11 protein-coding genes and 1 pseudogene are annotated in these 18931 nt (G+C 66.7%); 7 read left to right on the forward strand and 5 right to left on the reverse strand.

What is annotated here, in order from left to right:
* From GL263_RS06105 to GL263_RS06115, 3 genes are all read left to right on the forward strand, one after another.
* On the forward strand, window positions 1-1819 hold a 1819-nt coding region (locus GL263_RS06105; protein WP_228456156.1), incomplete at its 5' end, for a hypothetical protein.
* Window positions 1820-1826: 7 nt separating this feature from the next.
* Window positions 1827-2159 carry a hypothetical protein gene (locus GL263_RS06110; protein ID WP_182854548.1) on the forward strand — a complete coding sequence of 111 codons (333 nt, stop codon included), beginning with the start codon at window positions 1827-1829 and terminating at the stop codon, window positions 2157-2159.
* 72 nt (window positions 2160-2231) lie between these two features.
* Complete coding sequence (locus GL263_RS06115; RefSeq protein ID WP_182854549.1) at window positions 2232-2795, forward strand: dihydrofolate reductase family protein; 564 nt, start codon at window positions 2232-2234, stop codon at window positions 2793-2795.
* Window positions 2796-3025: 230 nt separating this feature from the next.
* Here the strand turns inward: GL263_RS06115 and GL263_RS06120 are convergent, their stop codons facing one another.
* The 3 genes from GL263_RS06120 to GL263_RS06130 all read right to left on the reverse strand — a co-directional run bounded on the left by GL263_RS06120 (window position 3026) and on the right by GL263_RS06130 (window position 5584).
* The gene (locus tag GL263_RS06120) at window positions 3026-3490 is read right to left on the reverse strand and encodes a hypothetical protein (RefSeq protein ID WP_182854550.1); all 465 of its coding nucleotides are present in this window, start codon (window positions 3488-3490) and stop codon (window positions 3026-3028) included.
* A gap of 470 nt (window positions 3491-3960) precedes the next feature.
* Window positions 3961-5037 carry a CU044_5270 family protein gene (locus tag GL263_RS06125; protein WP_182854551.1) on the reverse strand — a complete coding sequence of 359 codons (1077 nt, stop codon included), beginning with the start codon at window positions 5035-5037 and terminating at the stop codon, window positions 3961-3963.
* A complete protein-coding gene (locus GL263_RS06130; protein ID WP_323379268.1) occupies window positions 4988-5584 on the reverse strand; it encodes an RNA polymerase sigma factor in 597 nt (198 codons plus the stop codon). Before GL263_RS06130 ends, GL263_RS06125 begins: the two co-directional genes overlap by 50 nt.
* A 264-nt stretch (window positions 5585-5848) precedes the next feature.
* On the opposite strand from GL263_RS06130, the gene GL263_RS06135 reads away from it, so the two are divergent.
* The gene (locus GL263_RS06135; protein ID WP_182854552.1) at window positions 5849-6271 is read left to right on the forward strand and encodes a helix-turn-helix transcriptional regulator; all 423 of its coding nucleotides are present in this window, start codon (window positions 5849-5851) and stop codon (window positions 6269-6271) included.
* A 10-nt stretch (window positions 6272-6281) separates the two neighbouring features.
* Window positions 6282-6695 carry a VOC family protein gene (locus tag GL263_RS06140; RefSeq protein WP_182854553.1) on the forward strand — a complete coding sequence of 138 codons (414 nt, stop codon included), beginning with the start codon at window positions 6282-6284 and terminating at the stop codon, window positions 6693-6695.
* Between the two features lie 67 nt (window positions 6696-6762).
* Here GL263_RS06140 and GL263_RS06145 read toward each other — a convergent pair whose 3' ends face one another.
* The gene (locus GL263_RS06145) at window positions 6763-9660 is read right to left on the reverse strand and encodes an FG-GAP-like repeat-containing protein (protein WP_228456157.1); all 2898 of its coding nucleotides are present in this window, start codon (window positions 9658-9660) and stop codon (window positions 6763-6765) included.
* A 624-nt stretch (window positions 9661-10284) separates the two neighbouring features.
* Between GL263_RS06145 and GL263_RS06150 the strand changes: the two genes are divergently transcribed.
* On the forward strand, window positions 10285-16569 hold the full coding sequence (locus GL263_RS06150; RefSeq protein WP_182854555.1) for an RHS repeat domain-containing protein: 6285 nt from the start codon (window positions 10285-10287) through the stop codon (window positions 16567-16569).
* A 1030-nt stretch (window positions 16570-17599) separates the two neighbouring features.
* A pseudogene (locus tag GL263_RS06155) lies at window positions 17600-18339 on the forward strand (IS5 family transposase); the annotation flags it as partial.
* 12 nt (window positions 18340-18351) lie between these two features.
* On the opposite strand, the gene GL263_RS06160 reads toward GL263_RS06155, so the two are convergent.
* A complete protein-coding gene (locus tag GL263_RS06160; RefSeq protein ID WP_182854556.1) occupies window positions 18352-18912 on the reverse strand; it encodes a YbaK/EbsC family protein in 561 nt (186 codons plus the stop codon).
* Between the last annotated feature and the right edge of the window lie 19 nt (window positions 18913-18931).

Genomic DNA, 18931 nt, shown 5'->3' on the forward strand with positions numbered 1-18931 from the left:
CCCCACCATGCTGAACCGCCCGGCCCCGGCGCCCGCCGAAGACGACCCCGACAGCGACGACCCGGCCACCGTCGACCCGCGCCCGCGCCGCCTACGTCGACTGACGGTCGGCCTCACGCTGCTCGCCCTGCTGGGCTGCGCCCTGATCGCCATATCGGCGAACTGGGAGATCCGCAGCTCCGACGACCCGTTCATCGAGCTTCGCGTCGACGGCCGTGACGACGACGGCAGTTGCGTGGTCACCTGGTTCGACCCATGGGCCGACAGGTTCCGGCAGACGGACTTCCAGTGCCTGCCCGCTGACCACCACGACAGGCTGGTAGAAGACGACGACGGGCTGGACTACGGTTGGCTGGTCTCGTACTGGCCGTGGCGCGGCACAGAGGTGTACACCCCGCACCACAACCCCACCGAAGCCCGCCGGATCAGTGACCTCGCCGCGATGAGCGGCGTCGCCCTCCTCCTCACCACTGGACCCGCCGCCCTCGTCGTCGGCCTCACCGCCCGCTACGGCTTCCGCCCCCGCTCGCGGACCACCCCTCCGCCCGCGCCTCCTCCGCTGCCTCGTCTCGGCGAGCGCCCGTCGCGACCAGGCCGTACACCCACGTACGCCGAGCTACGAGCCGTCGCACGCACGCAGTTCGCGACCGACGAGCCGGACGACGATCCGCCCACCGAGCCTCTTGTTTCGCACGACCCCACCGCACCCTGGTGGCGTGTACCCGAACTGCGCCGCCGGGCTCGGCTGCCGCTGATGACTCTGTGCCTGCTCGGCAGCCTGGCCCTCCTCGCGTTCGCTGCCTACCTGGTAGCGACGCAGAGCGACAACGCCCACCAGGCCGTGGCCTCTTCGTTGCTCAGCCTCGGGTTTGTCGCTCACCACACCTACCGGAGCGTCTCCTCGGTGCATCAACTGGCACGGCACGCGACGGGACCGACCGAGGAGAGCCTGCGCTACGTGCTGCTCCACGACCCGTGGGCGGGGCTGCCGGTGATGCTTCTCTTCCACCGGACAGGTGGGCGGGACGCAACGCCGCACTCGGTGGTAGAGCTGCTGCCGCGCAGCGACGACCGGCCGCCCGCGCCCCGCCCGGACGGGGAGGTACGGCTGCGGACCGCCGACTCCAGCGGTCACTTCGCGGTTCCGGTCGTCGACGGGCAGGCGCTGTGGCCCTCCGGCCCCCGCCGGTACCTCGATCTCACCGACCCCGAAGTCCACGACCGACTCCGTCACCTCGCGCAGCGCCCCATCGGGCGGCAGGCGCCTCTCACGCCCGCCCCAGCCTCACCGACTAGCCGAGGTAGAAGAAAACTCCGCAGAAAGTCTTGGTTGGTATTCTCCGTAATTGCGGGTGCCGCGTTTCCTCTCATTTATGTTGCCATGGGTTTGACGCGTGGATTCACCGGCCCTGACAGCGGAAGTGTGGGTGCCGCGATGTGTGCGATGCCGGTGCTTCTCGGGCGCTACGGGTCAACCGGGGTTCTTCTCTCTGAGGGTTCACTCAAGGCGGTCGGTCTGTTCGGGGTTGTCGAAGTCCCGTACGTCTCGGTGCGCATGGTAACTGTGGGGTCGGGAGGGAGCCTGGAGATTCACGCGGCTGATGGGCGCGTGGTCGCGCCCATCTGCTTCTGGGGGTCGATCATCGACCATTTCTTCAAGACCTCCGACAAGGCCGCGCTTGCTATCAGGGAGAGGCTTCCCGACGGGCGCTTTGAGGAAGGACTGGACGTTCCTCCCGTGTCGAGGTTCCGTATGCGCTGGTACTGGACCGACGGCTTCCTACTGATCGCTGCCGCGCTCCTGCTCTTCTTGAGGTGACAGAGAAATGACCACGGCAGCCCTGCACTGCGCGCTCAACGTGACGCCGGCCGGCGTGCCGGTGGTGGGTGCGCTGGGAGCCCTGGCGCTGCTCTTGTTCCTGCTGTGGGACGCGCTGCGTCGCGCGGGTGAACCGTGGTTCCGGTGGCTTCTTCCGGTGGGCTTCTGCATGCTGCTCGGGTCGCTTGCGATCGGTATACCGGCCATCCTCGTCTCGGGCGGCGTCATGGGGCTGGGTCTTGGGCTTTCGAGCTACTGGCGCTGGACGGGACGCAACGCCCTCGCCCGGCGGAAGAGCCGCACCAGGCGGCGTCTCCAGCTGCCGCCGCTCGATTCCTGATACGTGCGCGTCGCGGTGAGCGCGGGGCGGGCGGCGGTCGTAGTGTCGAAACCGCCGCGAGGAGGGCTTCTGATGCGTAGCGTGACCTATTCGATGGGTGTTTCGCTCGACGGCTACATCGTCGGGCCGGACGGGCGCTTCGACTGGACGGCGCCGGACGAGGAGGTCTTCCGCTTCTGGATCGAGGACATCCGGAACGTCGACGTCCATCTGCTGGGGCGGCGGTTGTACGAGACGATGCTCTACTGGGAGACCGCCGACCAGGACCCGTCGGCCGACGAGGCGACGCTCGAATGGGCCGCGCTGTGGAACCCGCTGCCGAAGGTGGTGTTCTCGCGGACGCTGACGGAGGTGCGGGGGAACGCCCGCCTGCTCTCCGGTGGCCTCGCGGACGAGATCGAGCGGTTGCGGGCCGAGCCCGGCGAGGGGGAGATCGCGATCGGCGGTGCGACGCTCGCCGCCGAGGCAGCCGCGGCGGGGCTGATCGACGAGTACCGCACGATGGTCTACCCGGTGCTCGTCGGTGGCGGCGTTCCGTACTTTCCCCGGGACAATCGGCGGGTGGACCTGGAGCTCGTCGAGACCCGTACCTTCGGCTCGCAGGTTGTCTACCTGCGGCACCGCGTGGCGCGCTAAGCGGCGCGCCCCGCAACACCGACTCCCAGCGCACTCTCGTTCAGCGTTTCGCAGCAAGTCCTCCAGGTCTCCACAGCGTTCCCTGGAACCGGCACGGCCCAGCACTCTGGTGCCGGGCCGTGCCACCGCGTGCAGCGCTACCACCGGCTGCCGAGCTGTTCCGAGCTGTTCCGAGCGTTCGTGGAGCGAGCGCGGAGCGGGACTCCGCGCGGATCAGCTCGCGGTGAAGTTCAGGGCCTCGCTCCTGTACGGGCAGGCGCGCTGGGTGCGGAACTCTTCGGAGCCCAGCTGGTGGTGGAGGCGAGCCCCTTGCAAGAGGTGGTGTCTTTGATCATCGTCCAGCAGGTGCGGAACCTCCAGCCCTTGATGGCGGGTAGGCCACGGGTGTTGACGGCTTCACTACCGGTCGAGCGCCGGAGATAGCAGTTCGCCTTGCCGTTGCCCGTCTTGTCAACCTCAAAGATGAGGTAGTTGATTCGGCTGACCTCGCCTGCCACTCGTCCCCAGATGAGTGGGATGCCATCCACCGTCCCGCTCTTCACGTAGGTGGTGATGGGGCCGGACAGCGTCTTCTGGGCAAGCGTGGTGCCGATCCGCGTGGTGGCTTTGGAACCGTCGCACACCGCCGTGGCGCCGGCCTCACCGCTGGCCGCGCCTGCGGCACTGGCCGGAACGACAAGGAGCGTTCCCGCCATCGCTGTCGTCACACCCGCGGTCGCCAACAGACGACTTCTACGCCGCAGTACCCTTGCTTCTCGCACTGTCCACTCCCTGAGCTTCGCGGCGTCCCGCATGCCACGAAGGGGCGGGCGACCCTCAATCGCACCGCCCGTTCCCCCGTGATGCGCTCGCCGAGCATGGAAACCGGTGACTGGCAGAGTTCACGGCCGAGCCGGTGGAGGCCCCGCTCGGCCAATTGCGGTGTTGCACCGGTCCGCCTCGCACCGCATGCCGTGTCGTCACTGCCGATGGGCGCCGAGCCTCTCCGCAGAAAGATCAAGCAAACCGGTCAGTGGTCAGTCATCGCGTGCGTTCCCCCCGGAACCGCGCACACGCTATGAGTATGAGTAATCCGCGTCAAGACAAGGCCGTCGGTTTTCGGCCGCGCGCGAGGGCTTGCCGGCCGCAGGTCTGATGGCTCCTCAAGGGGTGTTCTCGGCAGGTCTCAAGGTCTCTCCGTTGTGGATGACACCCAGCCGCGGTCGAGGGTCTCGCCAACGCCGAGGGTGGCCGGCACCGTGATGTTGAGGCTCCTCGCGTTGCCGAAGAGGGCCGACTCGAACCCGCTGGGGTATCCGGTTGCCGGATCGAAGAACACCGACTCCCTCTGCGTACTGCCCTGGTACGTCTCGCTCTGGGATACGGCGATGACTCGCCGCCCCTGCCACGTGGTGGTGGTGGCCACGTCTACCTGACGGCTGCGGGCAAGAACTCGAAGGGCGGCAGCGCGGAGACGGGGGGACACCGGGCCCGATCGTGCCGCGTAGCTGATCAGGTCGCTCACGCCGTGAGCGAGCATTCCGCCGTCCCAGCTCACCTCCTCCATTTGCCGGGCCAGTTCTCGGGGGTCTGTGGAGAAAGGAGCCACGTCCCCCCACTCGTCACCTTCCACCGTGGGGGCCTGCCCAGGGCCGTAGATGCGGTCCTCTTCCCCAGTACCTGCCAGGAGCCCGGCCTTCTCGGCAGTCTCTCTCTGGCCCGGATCGGGGTAGAGCGGCTCTCCGTACGCGCTGCGCTGACGTCCGCTGGCGTCCCGCCTGATCCATGACTCGGTCACTGTCGGCACAGCGGCACTGACTGGACCTCCAGGAAGATCACCTGCGGTGTTGAGCCACCATCCCCAGGTCTTCAGGTAGCGATACGCGCCCCCCGCGCGTTCTTGAGGAAGCTTCTCCACGCGTTCCGCGAAGGCCAAGAGGAACGCGCTTCCCGACTCGCCCTCAACTGGCTTCAGCCGCAGGACGGGGGGCGTATAGGCCACCGGCTGAGTCTCGCTCTCCTGCGGAACGAGTCGTTGACCCACCACGGCCAACGCAGCACTGACTCCTGCCGCCGTCGCGCCTACGAGAATCCTTCGACGCGAGAAGAAGGCCGGTTGGGTGGGCGGAGCAACTGCACGGCGACGTAGCTCGGCCAGTTCACGTGCGGCCCGTGGTGGCAGCAGCTCACGGCCACCACATTCCGCGGCGGGGTCAGCGCTGGGAGGCAGCAGCTCCCGCACCCGCAGTGTGTCCCTGTTCATCGCACGCTCCCTTCCCGCAGGACGGTCCCTCGCCCACTACACCCCGGCTGTCGTCCTCCGCGATCGCCTGTTCGAGCCTCCGGCGCGCTCGGTGCAGGCGTACGAGGAACGCGCCTCTGCTGCAGCCCATCACGCGTGCGGCCGTCTGGGGTTCAAGGCCGTCCCACGAGACGAGCATCAGCACCTCGCGATCCCGCTCAGGCAGACCGGCCAACACGCGCACGGCTTTTGCCCGTTCCAGAGCATGCGCCTCGGCAGCCGGCGTGACGTCATCCGGACGCTGAGCTCGGAGGCGCCCCTCCAGCTCTCCGGCGCGTTCCTGAGCACGTCTGGCGTTCGCCGCGACGCGCCGAGCGATCCCGTAAAGCCACGGCAGGGTCTCACCACGCCGTTCACCCCATCGGTGCCAAGCGATCACAAATGTCTCCGCGACCACGTCCTCAGAGAGGTGCGGTGGGAGCCTCCGTCGCACGAACCGCAGTACCGGCAGGTAGAAGGCACGGTAGGCCGCCTCGAACTGCTCCCAGCCAGCCAAGTCCTCAACCACGTAGCCCTCCCGGCCGATCCCGCCTCACCCTGTCTGTGTCCTCAGCCTCACCCGGATTACGTCCTGGCACTGAGAATCTCGTGGCAGCAGGCCCGCGAGGTAGAGCGGGACCGCTGAAGGGCAGGGCGAGCCTGGCCCGGCTTGCTGACAAGCGGCGTGAGGATGTGGTCACCACTCCCGCCGGGCCCCGCGCGGCCGGGCGCAGGGGCCCGGACGCGATCAGACAGCGTGAGACAGGACAGCCGGCTGTGGGATCGTGGCAGGGTGACGACGTTGGAGGACCTGGCACGGCTGCGGCGGGCGCGGGACACGATGGACCGCGACTACGCGAAGCCGCTGGACGTGCCGGCGCTGGCGCGTGTCGCGCTGATGTCCACGGGGCACTTCGCCCGCAGCTTCCGGGCCGCCTACGGCGAGACGCCGTACAGCTACCTCATGACGCGGCGCATCGAGCGCGCGAAGGCGCTGCTGCGGCGCGGCGACATGTCGGTGACGGAGGTCTGCTTCGAGGTCGGCTGTACGTCGCTGGGCTCGTTCAGCTCGCGCTTCACGGAGCTCGTCGGGGAGACCCCGAGCGCCTACCGCGCGCGGGACCACGCCGACGGCGCGGCCATCCCGCCCTGCTACGCGAAGATCCACACGCGACCGGTCAGGAATGGAGAAGCCGGATCCGGGCCCCGCCCGTAGCGTGAGGCACATGGACATCAAGCTCTCCCAGTGCTTCATCGCCGTCGACGACCACGACAAGGCGCTCGCCTTCTACCGCGACGTCCTCGGCCTGGAGGTACGCAACGACGTCGGCTTCGAGGGAATGCGGTGGGTGACCGTCGGGCCGCCCTCGCAGCCGGACGTGAACATCGTCCTCGAACCGCCGCTCGCCGACCCGAACGCGTCCGCCGCCGACAAGCAGACCATGGCCGAACTGCTGGCGAAGGGCCTGCTGCGCGGCGTCATCTTCCACACCGACGACTGCGACGCCACGTTCGAACGCATCCGCGCCGCCGGCGGCGAGGTGCTCCAGGAGCCGCTGGACCAGCCGTACGGCGTCCGCGACTGCGCCTTCCGCGACCCCTCCGGCAACATGCTCCGCTTCACCCAGCCACGCGGATAGGTCACCGAAACGGCTCCGGGGTCGCCCTCAAGAGGGCGACCCCGGAGGGCACTGGGTACGGCGGTTGTCAGCCGAGTGTCGCGTACACCAGCGAGTCGCTGTTCGCGGCGGTCGCCGTGGGGTGGGTGGTGGATCTGAAGTCGTAGTCCTTGAAGATCCTCATGTTCCCGGACCCAGGGCTTGTGGCCCACAGATCGAACTTGCCGTTGTCGTTGGCGTCCGGAGCAGCGGTGAAGAGGGGCACGCTGGCCGGCTTCCAGTTGGTGCCGACGAGCTTCCGGTACTTCGGGTCGGCCATTCCGGCGCCCTCGGGCGTCCCGCCGTAGTACGTCCAGAGTTCCCCTGTCTTGTCGAACCTGACAACAAGGTCGACGCGGCCGTCGCCGTTGTAGTCGCCCGGTGCCGCGAGAGTGACGTCGTTGAGGTTCGTCACGCCCGGTGCGATGGGCTCGTCGGGCCCGGCGAGGAGGACAGGTTCCCGCGAGGAGTCGAGGCGGTGGTCCGGGGCACCGTAGTAGAGCCACAGGAAGCGGCCGTCGTTGACGATGAGGTCCGGATACCCGTGGGTGTCGAACTTGCCGTCTCCGTTGGTGTCCAGCGGGCCGTCGACGTCTCCGACGGCGAGGATCTGCCGGACGCCGTTCTTCCAGCTGTTGTTCGCCTCGTCGTAGACGGTCAGTTCCTGCGCCCGCAGGTCGGAGCAGCTGACGCAGACGGCACCTGTGCCGTTGTTGGGAAAGATGTACATCCGGTGACGGTCCAGCCGGGAGTCGTGACCGAGGCCGATGAGGTCCTCGTAACCGTCGTCGTTCCAGTCGCCGCGATGGGTGATCTTCATGGCGCCCCAGTTGCTGCCGTGGGCGAGGTGGGACGAGCGGGTCAGGCTGCCGTCGCCCGCACCGAGAACCCGCCGGAGGTGGCCGTCCGTGCCGACAGCCCACATGTCCGCGTTGCCGTCGCCGTTGATGTCTCCTGGCTTGTCCGGAACGGAGAGGCCATTCGCGTAGAAGAGGTAGCTCGCTCTGTCCGAGCGGTTGCCCGCCCGGTCGAGGCTCCGTGCGTAGAGCCAGTTTGATCCGGCCGATCGCGGGGTGAGCTTCACCGATACACTTCCGCCGGTCGCACTGGGAGTCGCCTTGCGCAGTGTTGTGTCCCAGCTCGTCCAGTACTCGTACTCGACGATGTCCTTCACGCCGCCACTGCCGATGGTGAACGTTCCCTGTGTTCTCACGGCCCCGGTGTTCGGCGGCCACCCGTTCGAACCGTTCGGGAACTGGACCGAGTTGATCTCGGGGACTGTGCTCGGGCGGTTCGGGTCGAAGACGAAGCGGCAGCCTGGCTGGCCCTTGGCCGGATTCCAGTCACTGGACAGCTCACCGTCTGAGGCATAGACCTTCCAGGAGAAGTTTCCGTTCGCCGTGCCGATGTGCGGCCTCAGCGCCGCCGCGGTGACCTTGACAGATGCGACGGACCCTGAACTGACCGACACAGCCTTGTCGATGATCAGACCCTTGCCACTGTCGTTGTGTCCCGTAGGCCAAAGGTGGAAGACGGCCTGCACGGTGCCACCGTCACGGTCCGACACCCTCGCCTGCAGGTAGAAGTCAGTGTTGCCGATGTACTGGTACGGCGCCTGGTCACCGCAGCCGTATTCGTTGTTCGTGGAGACCGGGTACGTGTCGAGCCGGGTCGGGACGTTCGGACGGGTGTTGTACGTGGTAGTCAACTTCGCCGTCTTCGCGTCGAACCGCTTCCAGCCGTACACGTCCGTCTCGCTCGTGGCCTTCAGAGCGAAGGTGAGTGTCTTCCAGGTGTTGGCCTGTGACTGCTTCGCCGCACTGGTGGTGTCGAACGCCAGGTTTCCGGCCGGGCAGCTGCTGTTGTAGCCCTTGGCCGCGTTGACCTTGTCGAGGGTGGACTTGCGGGCCGGCTGCTTGTTCCAGGTCAAGTCCGAGCGCAGGTATTCGGTGTGCCAGAGCTGGATCTCACGGGCTGAACACGACCACGACCACGTGTTCTTGATGGTGAACTTGGACGACTTGATAACGCGGGCCGGGTCCTGCAGGTTCGTCGTGTTCATGCGGAAATAGGACCGCGACGTGCCGTCAGTGTGGTTCTCGTAGCCCGCCCTGGCCGTGGTGGTACCGACTGACCCGTCGGAGTTACGCCAGTTGTTGCCGTTGAAGTAGCTCTCGTTCGGGTACTTCTTGTAGGCGATCGCCCAGGAATGACGGGTTCCCGAGGCCGTGTAACTGGGATCGATGAACACCGGGTAGGTGGTGCCCTCACCCGTCAGCAGCTCCTCGTCCGGGGTGAGGATGAGGCGGTCACCCTCCAGCTCTACCCCGAGTTCGGCCTGACGGCCTCCCGCGTCGCTCTCTGCAGTGACGGCATCGAGGGCGGCGGTGGCCGAGTTGACCTTGAGTCCTGCCGGTTCGGTTGGGTCCAGCGGCGTTGCGGCGCTGTCCCACATCACCGGTGTGGGCGCGTGGAAGCGGTCGCGACCCGCCGGGTCGGTAGCGCGCAGGCTGCCGTTCGCTTCCTTGGCGATCTCGAGGCCATCGCCGGAGAGCTGGTAGTGAATCTTCTTCAGGCCCGGGTTCCGGGCCGCAGTGGCGTTCTTGACGACCAGAACGTGGCCGAATCCCTCGCTCCGCGCGCTCACCTTGAGGTCGACGCCCGGCAATACCTCTGGGTAGGTCAGGGTGTCGTCCGCCACGGAGGGCTTCGGTAGGGGGCGAGGCCAACTGACCGACAGCGAACGGTTCTCCCGGGTGAGTGTTGCCAGCGGTCCGTCGCCGCCGCCGGAGAAGGCCATGCCGATTTCGGTGGCTACGGGCGAAAGCGTCCCATCCTCGTTCTTGGTGAGGCTCGTGTCCACTTCCACGAGCGTGTTCTCCTTGCGTACCCACTGAGGGACGGCATAGACCTCCTCGGTGAAGTCGCCCTCCGGGTTCGCGAACACCTGGGAGGTCTCGGTTCGCCGAGAGAGGACCTCAACCGCCTTCCCCGTCTCGGCCGCCCTGCTCAGGGCCGCCTCGTCTGCCGGGGATGCCTGTGCGGAGGGCGCGGCGTCTGTCGACGGTTCCAGCGGTGCCGCCTGTGCCGACGGCAGAGTCGCCAGGAGGGGCGCCACGATGGCCGCCGTGAGTGTGAACGAAAGAACAGAACGATTTCTTCGCGCACTCGCTCTGCTTTTTGAGCGAGAAATTCGCATTGCTTTTCCTTTCCCGTTTCTTCGCAAGATGCAAATGTGGTCGACGCGTCAGACTCGCGGCTTCGGCCGATGGTTGCATGCGCCTCCGTAATAGGTTGAAAAGATGACTATGCGTGCATCTGTGGCTTTTGCGAATTACGGGCAATGAGGTTGGTTCTGTCCATGTCGTCACAGTTCTGACCTGCGACTATGGGCTGATGTCCAGATCGGACGTGGTTGGCTTTCATGCCTCGCCGACGTGACGGTCCGTGTGGCCGCCGAGTTGAGTAACGGACCGATAAACGTTCATCGGGAAATCTCGTCGAGCTCTATCGCGGTGCTATCTTTACGAGGCTTTTACGACCGTGAAACTGGGGTGGGGGGAAGTCCGTCATGTCTTCGGGCTGGTACGGCAAGGGAAAGAGCAGAGGCGGCTGGGTGCGTGCCTCCTGCACGGCGCTCGTTGGTGTTCTGTTCACCGGCCTACTGGGTGCGCCGGTCGCTGCGGCGGCTCAGCTGAGCCTGCGTGGGACCAACCAGCCTGACCCTGTACCCACCACCGACATCAAGCCTTCCCGGATCGATCTCGCCGACGAGACGGCAAAGCGTGACTCGAAACCGCGGCGGGCTTCCTGGCCGTCCGCAGGGCTTGCGACGCTCGACCCGGCGGGCAAGCACTCCGGCGACAGGGCGGGCCGGGCCGGCTCGCTGCCCGTGAAGCTGCGGCCTGGAGCAGGCTCCGACGTCGAGAAGGTCCAGGTACAGGTGTTGGGCCGCGCCGCTGCGGAAGCGGCGGGCGTTGACGGAGTCCTTCTCGCGGTGCGCGGCTACGGCAAGCGCGCGTCGAAGGGGACGGCAGACCTCTCCATCGACTACTCCGGATTCCGCGACATGTACGGCGGGGGATGGTCCTCTCGACTGCAGCTGCGTGAGGTGCCCGAGTGTGCCCTCACGACGCCGGGTCGCAAGGGTTGCGCGGTGGGCTCGGCGATCGAGTCCGAGAACGACCCGGAGAGCAACACCCTCACCGCCTCGGTGCGCCTGGACGCCGCCGACCGTGAGGAGTCGGCCATGGGCGCCCCGGTCGCCTCCTCTCCGCTGATGCGCAACTCGGCGACCCGTATGGCGGCGGCGGAGGGAACCACACTGCTCGCCGTGAGTGCGGCTGCGGCGGGTGGCGCCGGAGACTTCACCGCGACTTCTCTCGCCCCTTCGGGTACGTGGAGCGCCGGCGGCTCCTCGGGCGGCTTCTCCTGGACGTACCCGCTTGAGACACCGTCCGTACCGGGCGACTTCGGGCCGGACATGTCCCTCGGCTACTCCTCCCAGGCCGTTGACGGACGCACTGCGGCCACGAACAACCAGGCCAACTGGATCGGTGACGGCTGGTCCCTCGACCCCGGCTTCATCGAACGGCGCTACGTCTCCTGTGAGGACGACAAGAAGGACGGGAACAACACCACCCGCGTCGGCGACCAGTGCTGGAAGAAGGACAACGCCACACTCTCCCTTGGCGGATCGTCCTCCGAACTCGTCAAGGACGGCTCGGAGTGGCGCAAGCAGGACGACGACGGCACAAGGGTCGCGAGGCTGACCAGCAGCAACCGGGGCAACGGGGACAACGACGGCGAGTACTGGCGTGTGACCAGCCCGGACGGCATCCGCTACTTCTTCGGCTACAACCGCCTGCCCGGTTGGGCGGAAGGCAAGCCGGAGACCAACTCCACCTGGACTGTCCCGGTCTTCGGAAACCACAGCGGCGAGCCCTGCCACGCCACGGCGTTCAAGGACTCCTGGTGCCAGCAGGCGTGGCGGTGGAACCTCGACTACGCGGTCGACCGACACGGCAACGCGGTCGCTTACTACTGGGACAAGGAGACCAACCGCTACGCCCGCAACATGAACGCCAGCACCGGCAAGGGCACCCCCACCGTCTACACCCGCGGCGGGTACCTCAAGCGGGTCGAGTACGGACTGAAGTCCAACCGCATGTTCGCCGACCAGGCCGCCGCCAAGGTCGACTTCACCGTGTCCGAGCGCTGCTTCGTCACCGACACCTTCGACTGCGCTCCGTCCAAGTTCACCAAGGAGAACGCGAGCAAGTGGCGGGACGTCCCCTTCGACCAGTACTGCAAGTCGGGTGACGACTGCGAGGACAACTCGTCGCCCTCCTACTGGACGCGCAAGCGGCTGACCGGGGTCACCACCTCGGTCCTCACCGGGAGCGGCTACCAGAAGGTCGACTCCTGGAGGCTGACCCACTCGTTCCCGTCGACCGGCGACGGCAACGACCCGCCGCTCTGGCTGCGCTCGGTGGCACGTACCGGTCACACGGGCAGCGAGCCGATCACCCTTCCCACGGTCAACTTCCGCGGTGTGCAGATGCCCAACCGGGTCGCAGGAGTGCTGGACCCGGTGCCGGCGTACAACAGGTTCCGCGTCCACGCGATCGACACCGAGACCGGCGGCACGATCGGCGTCACGTACTCGCAGCCGGAGTGCAAGGCGGACTCGTTGCCAAGTCCCAGCTCGAACACCAAGCGCTGCTACCCCGTGATGTGGTCACCGCCGGAGAACCCGGGGCCCGAGTACGAGCCCTACGAGGACTGGTTCCACTCCTACAACGTGACGCAGGTCCTGGAAGCCGACAACACCGGCGGAGCACCGGTCAAGCAGACCTCCTACCGCTACCTCGGCGGGCTTGCCTGGGCCAAGGGCGAGGACGAGTTCACCAAGCCGAAGCACCGCACCTGGGGTGACCGACGCGGCTACGGCCGGGTCCAGGTCATCGTGGGCACGACCGACGACAAGCAGACGCTGACGGAAACCCGCTACTTCCGGGGTATCAACGGCGCCGCCGTGGCCGACGGCGAGGGCAAGACGGTCACCGACCGTCCCGAGTTCGCCGGCATGGAGCGTGAGACCGCGACGTACAACGGCGTCGGTGGCGAACTGGTTGAGGCCGCGAGCTACACCCCGTGGCGTTCGGCGGTCACCGCCTCCCACAGCCGGGATGGCCTGCCCGACCTGGAGGCCCGTCGCACCGGTGTCCGCCTGGAGGAGACAAGGACCGCCGTCAGCGGCGGCAAGCTCCGGCGCACGAGCCTCAGCCGGACCTTCGACTCCTACGGCATGCCGACGGAAGAGGCGGACGCCGGTGACACGGCGGTCACCGGCGACGAACGCTGCACCACGACGAAGTACGTCCGCAACACGGACCTGAACCTGCTCACCCAGGTCTCCGAGACGCGGACCGTCGCCAAGGCGTGCGACCAGACACCCTCCCTGCCGGAGGACCTGGTGTCCGCCAAGCGCTACTACTACGACGGCGCCACCTCCCGCACCACGCCGCCCACGGCGGGCGCGCTCACCCGCGAGGACCAGAACGACGGTGCCGGCACCGGGTTCGTCACCAGCCAGAGGCTGACCTACGACACCTACGGCCGAGTCCTCACCAACACCGACGCCGCCGGCGGCACTGTGCGGACGCAGTACGTACCGGCCACCCTGCGGGCACCCGACCGGACCGTCGTCACCAACCAGCTCGGCCACACGAGCACCACCTACACCGATCCCCGCCGAGCCGTACCCACCGCGGTCGTCGACGCGAACGGCAAGCGCTCGGACGCCACCTACGACGCGCTTGGGCGGGTCACAGAGGCATGGGAGCCGGGCTGGCCGAAGTCCAGCAACCCGAACCTGCCCTCGGCGACGTACACCTACAGCGTCAGCAAGACCAAGCCGGTGGTGACCACCGCCAAGACGCTCCAGTACGACAGCTACTACAGCACCAGCCACACCTTCTACGACGGTCTGCTCCGGCCCCGGCAGACCCAGGCCCCGGCGGTGGGCGTCGACAACGGCCGGATCATCACCGAGACCCACTACGACACCCTGGGTCGCGCCTGGAAGACGTACAGCCCGTACTACACCACCGGTAAGCCCTCGACCACACTCGTCGCCGGTGACGACACCAAGGTGCCGGCGGCCACCCGGACCACCTACGACGGGGTGGGCCGAGCCCTGGCCAACATCGCCGTCAAGTTCGGCGACGAGACCAAGCGGACCACCACGAGCTACACCGGCGACCGGACCACGGTCATCCCGCCGGCCGGAGGTACCGCGACCACCACGGTCACCAACGCCCGCGGCGAGGTCACCGAACGGCTCTCTTACACCGACGCCGCCCGCACCAACTACGTCCGGGCACGCTACGAGTACGGGAAACACGGCCAGCTGACGCGCCTCACCGATGCGGCCGGCAACCGGTGGACCTGGACCCACGATGCGCGTGGCCGGGAGATCGAGGTCAACGACCCGGACAAGGGCCGCAGCACCACCGAGTACAACGACCTCGACCAGGTCGTCCGCACGACGGACGCGCGAGGAAAGTCCCTCACCCACACCTACGACGAGCTGGGCCGACGCACCGAACTCAAGGAAGGCAGCACGCTCCGCGCGAGCTGGACGTACGACACCGTCGCCAAGGGCCAACCGACGTCCGACACCCGGTACGTCAGCGGCCAGGCCTACACCTCGACGATCCAGTCGTACAACGACCGCTACCAGCCCACCGCCTCCACGGTCACACTGCCCACGAGGGAGGGATCACTCGCCGGCACCTACCGCTGGACCTACGGCTACAACCAGTACATCGGCGTCCAGGAATGGGTGCTCCACCCGGCACTCGGCGGCCTCCCGTCGGAGCGCACCACCACCGTCTTCGGCCCCGGCAACCTGCCCGTGCGTACCAGCACCGGCGGAACGCTGCTCGTCGGCAACGTCGTCTACGACCCGCTCGCCCAGCCGATCCGCACCGAGTACGGCGTACTCGGCCGCAAGGTCTACGACACCCGGGACTTCGACGAGCACACCGGCATGCTCACGCGCCGCACCCTCGACGGCGACATCGCGCTCAGGGTGGAGGACACCCACTACACGTACGACGACGCCGGCAACACCAAGCGCATCCGCTCCGTCTCCGGCCAGGACGCCCAGGCCGTGACCGACAACCAGTGCTTCCAGATCGACGCCCTCCAGCGTCTGACCCAGGCCTGGACCACACGCTCGGGCACCAACACCTGCGCCTCCAGCCCTTCCGCGACAAACGTCGGCGGCCCGGACGCCTACTGGCACTCCTACAGCTACGACATCACCGGCAACCGGACCAAGGAGACGCAGCACGCCACCCGCACGGGCGACAAGGACGTGACGCGCGACTACACCTACGGCACGCCCGGTACCCGCGCCGCCTCCGCACTGCGCGAGGTCACCACCGAGGGCGGCCCCACGGAACGCTTTACGTACGACGCGCTAGGCAACACGACCTCCCGCACCGGCGCGGCCCGCGACCAGGCCTTCACCTGGGATTCAGAAGGCCACCTCGCCACTGTCACCCAGGGCACGGCCAAGACGAGCTATGTCTACTCGGCCGCCGGCGACCGCCTCGTCGCACGCGACGGAGACGGCACGACAACGGCGTACCTTCCCGCCGGCAACGAGCTCAAATCGACGGCCGGCGGCAAGGTCACAGCCACCCGCTACTACCAGCACGGCGGCGAAGCCGTCGCAGTCCGCACGGACAACGGCGACGTGACCCTGCTGTTCCCCGACCACCAGGGAACGGCGATGATCGCCATCGCCTGGGGCCTCGGGCAGGCGGTCACCCGCCGCAAGCAGCTCCCGTTCGGCGCGCTCCGCTCCGAACAGTCCACCAACTGGCCCGGCACCCGCGGATTTGTCGGCGGCACCACCGACCCGACCGGCACCACACACCTCGGCGCGCGGGAGTACGACCCCTCGCTCGGACGCTTCATGTCCGTCGACCCCCTGCTGATCCCCGAGGACCAGCGGCAACACAACCCCTACCAGTACGGCAACAACAATCCGGCGACGTTCTCCGACCCCACGGGCGAGGCTCTGGACGACTGCGTCAGTGGCCAGTACAACTGCGGCTACGACCGCAAGGGCCGCCTGAAGACAGTCACGTTCAGCAAGAACTACGAGAGCTACACCAAGTCGGTAGGTGGAACCGTCTCACCGAACTACACGGTCCAACGTCACACCGGTTACCGTCACGTCTACACCCGCGGCAAGGGCGTCACGACTCCCACCGCAGCCCAGGTCGCCGCAGCCGCCGAAAAGGAACGCAAGCGTCTCCTCAGGATCGAGCGAAAAGCGGCCGAGAAGCAGCGAAAGCAGAACGAGCGAGAGGAGAGATTGAGTAAGGCTAAGAGGGATTCTATATTCAAGCGCATCAAGAATGTGTTCTCGGGTTCTAGTACTGCGGGTGCGTGTGTCAGTGTCTCCATTGGCCTTGGTGGTGGGGTCGAATTTGGTGGCTGCCTAGTCAATGTGACGCGACCTGATGGGCGTACGGATTTTGCGGTGACGGGAACGTACGGTTTCACCGGTCCTTCTGTCGGACTAAATGGTACGCTTGGCCTGATTCGCAGCAATGCCGATGATCTCGATCAGGTGCGCGGAGATGGTGCCGGACTCGGGGTGACGGCCGCATTTGTTGTTGCCGCAACATTCGGCTACGAGGAGGCGGTGGGTGCCGTAAATTCAAGAGGTGAGGGCGTCTCCTCTGTATATTTGGGGGCAGGTGCCGGAATGGGAATCGAGGGTGAATCCATCGGAAGTAAAACGGGAGTCACGAAGCTTTGGACTTGGTGAAGTGAGGAGCTCGTGTACTCTCTTGTTTATGGTTCAATAGTCTTCCTATTTTCGAGTGCAATCGTTTTCAATGTCCGAGGATTTGCCGACTGGCTTTACTTGAGGACCGAGAATAAAGTGTCTCGCTTGTTTGGCGGGGTCGGGTATAGGTTTCTTCGAGTATATTCAGTTCTTTTTCTCGTTCTTGGAGTGGTGGCAGTCGGGGTGGGCCTTGCTCAGGTCGCCTAGGAATTCGTAACGCGATCTTGTGAATCTGTCTTCTGGCCAGGCGCAACGATGTGAGGATTCAGTCGTTCGTGGAGTTTGGGCACGCGACCGTGGAACGTGGACGGTGACTGGTTGGCGCTGAACGAGCCGTTGCTGCCGCCCTAGCCCGAGCGGTCGCCGGGGCCGCGTCCGTGCTGTACCGGCTGTGCCTGCAGGGCGACCTGTACGTGCTGCACAACGACATCACTGGCAACTCCCCTGCCGTGATCGTGTTACGAGCTCTCAGGCTGTGGAAGCGAGTTTGCGGTGGCTGAGCCTTCCGACCCTCAGAAGGTGATTTAGACGGTGTCCTACCTGGTGATCGCTCGTTGGGCTGTCTATGAGGCGGGGTACGTGGAGTTGGATTGTTCCGGATGGGCTGTAGGAGATCACCAAGCCGCTGATTCCACCGCCGAAGGCGCAACGATGTGAGGATTCAGTCGTTCGTGGAGTTTGGGCACGCGACCGTGGAACGTGGACGGTGACTGGTTGGCGCTGAACGAGCCGTTGCTGCCGCCCTAGCCCGAGCGGTCGCCGGGGCCGCGTCCGTGCTGTACCGGCTGTGCCTGCAGGGCGACCTGTACGTGCTGCACAACGACATCACTGGCAACTCCCCTGCCGTGATCGTGTTACGAGCTCTCAGGCTGTGGAAGCGAGTTTGCGGTGGCTGAGCCTTCCGACCCTCAGAAGGTGATTTAGACGGTGTCCTACCTGGTGATCGCTCGTTGGGCTGTCTATGAGGCGGGGTACGTGGAGTTGGATTGTTCCGGATGGGCTGTAGGAGATCACCAAGCCGCTGATTCCACCGCCGAAGGTGTGGCCACAGGGCGACGAAACGCAGGACACGACTGATGAGAGGATGTTCGCGGCGATTATCTACGTGCTGGTCAAGCGCTGCCACCGTCTTTCGGCATATTCAAGTCGACCGCACACCGCCGGTTCCTGATCTGGTTGCGGGCCGGCTGTATGAGGCGGTGCTGCACCGACTCGATAGCGCCGGCCTCATCGACGTCTCGCGCGTGGTCATCGACTCCGCTCATGCTAGGGCCAAGGGGGCAAACTCGAACTCGCAGGTACGAGCTCCGTGGGCCGGGGTAAGCAGGGTGCCAAGGTGCACGTTCTGTCGGACGCGAACGGGCTGCCCCTGGTCGTCGGCGTCTCGACCGCCAACGCCCATCAGCGAATCGCTGAGGCCCATGGTCGCGGGTCATCAAACGAGACGTGACCCCCACCGCGCCGCTACCTCATGCCCCAGCGCCTGCACGCCGACAAGGCGTATGACCTTCCCCCCCCACCAGCGCAAATGGTTACGAGGCAAGCGCATCGGCGTACGCATCGCCCGCAAAGACGTCGAGTCCAGGGAACGGCTGGGCCGCCACAGGTGGGTAATCGAGCGGGCGATCCGTGGCTGTCCGGCTACCGCCGGCTCAGCCCCCGCTACGAACGCCACCCCCGCAACTACCTGGCCTTTTTGGCCTCGCCGCAGCTCTTTGCTGCTATAAGCAACTTGTCCGCCTCGCCACGTGGGACACCGTCTTAGGTGGCGAGGTCGGGGATGACCTCGGCGCCTGGGAGGGTGGTGAGGGTGGCGCCGGGGAGGATGAGTTTGGCGCGGCGGAGGCCGCTGCCGATCAGGACGTGCGGGGTTGTGGCGACGGCGGCGTCGATGAGGAGGGGCCAGGCCGGAGGGAGGCCGAGGGGGGTGATGCCGCCGTACTCCATGCCGGTCTCGGTGGTCGCGAGGTCCATGGGGGCGAAGGACGCCTTGCGGGCGCCGAAGTGCTTGCGGACCGTGCGGTTGACGTCGAGGCGGGTGGTGGCGAGGACGACGCAGGCGGCCAGGGTTGTCTCCTGGCCGCGTCGGGCGGCGACTACCACGCAGTTGGCGGAGACCTCGGCCGGGACGTCGTAGGTCTCGCAGAAGACGGCGGTGTCGGCCTTGGCCGGGTCGGTGTCCACGACAAGGACGGCGTCGGCCAGTGTGGAGGAGTCGGCGAGGGCCTTGGTGACGGACGGGGCCACCAGGTCGGGGCGCCCGGCGGCGGGCCAGGCGGCGTCGAAGGATCCGAAGGGCGGGGTCGTCGTCGCGTCGCTCATGGGGGGGGCAGGGTAGTGG

It is taken from the genome of Streptomyces durbertensis (genome assembly GCF_014156695.1).
Lineage (GTDB): Bacteria > Actinomycetota > Actinomycetes > Streptomycetales > Streptomycetaceae > Streptomyces > Streptomyces durbertensis.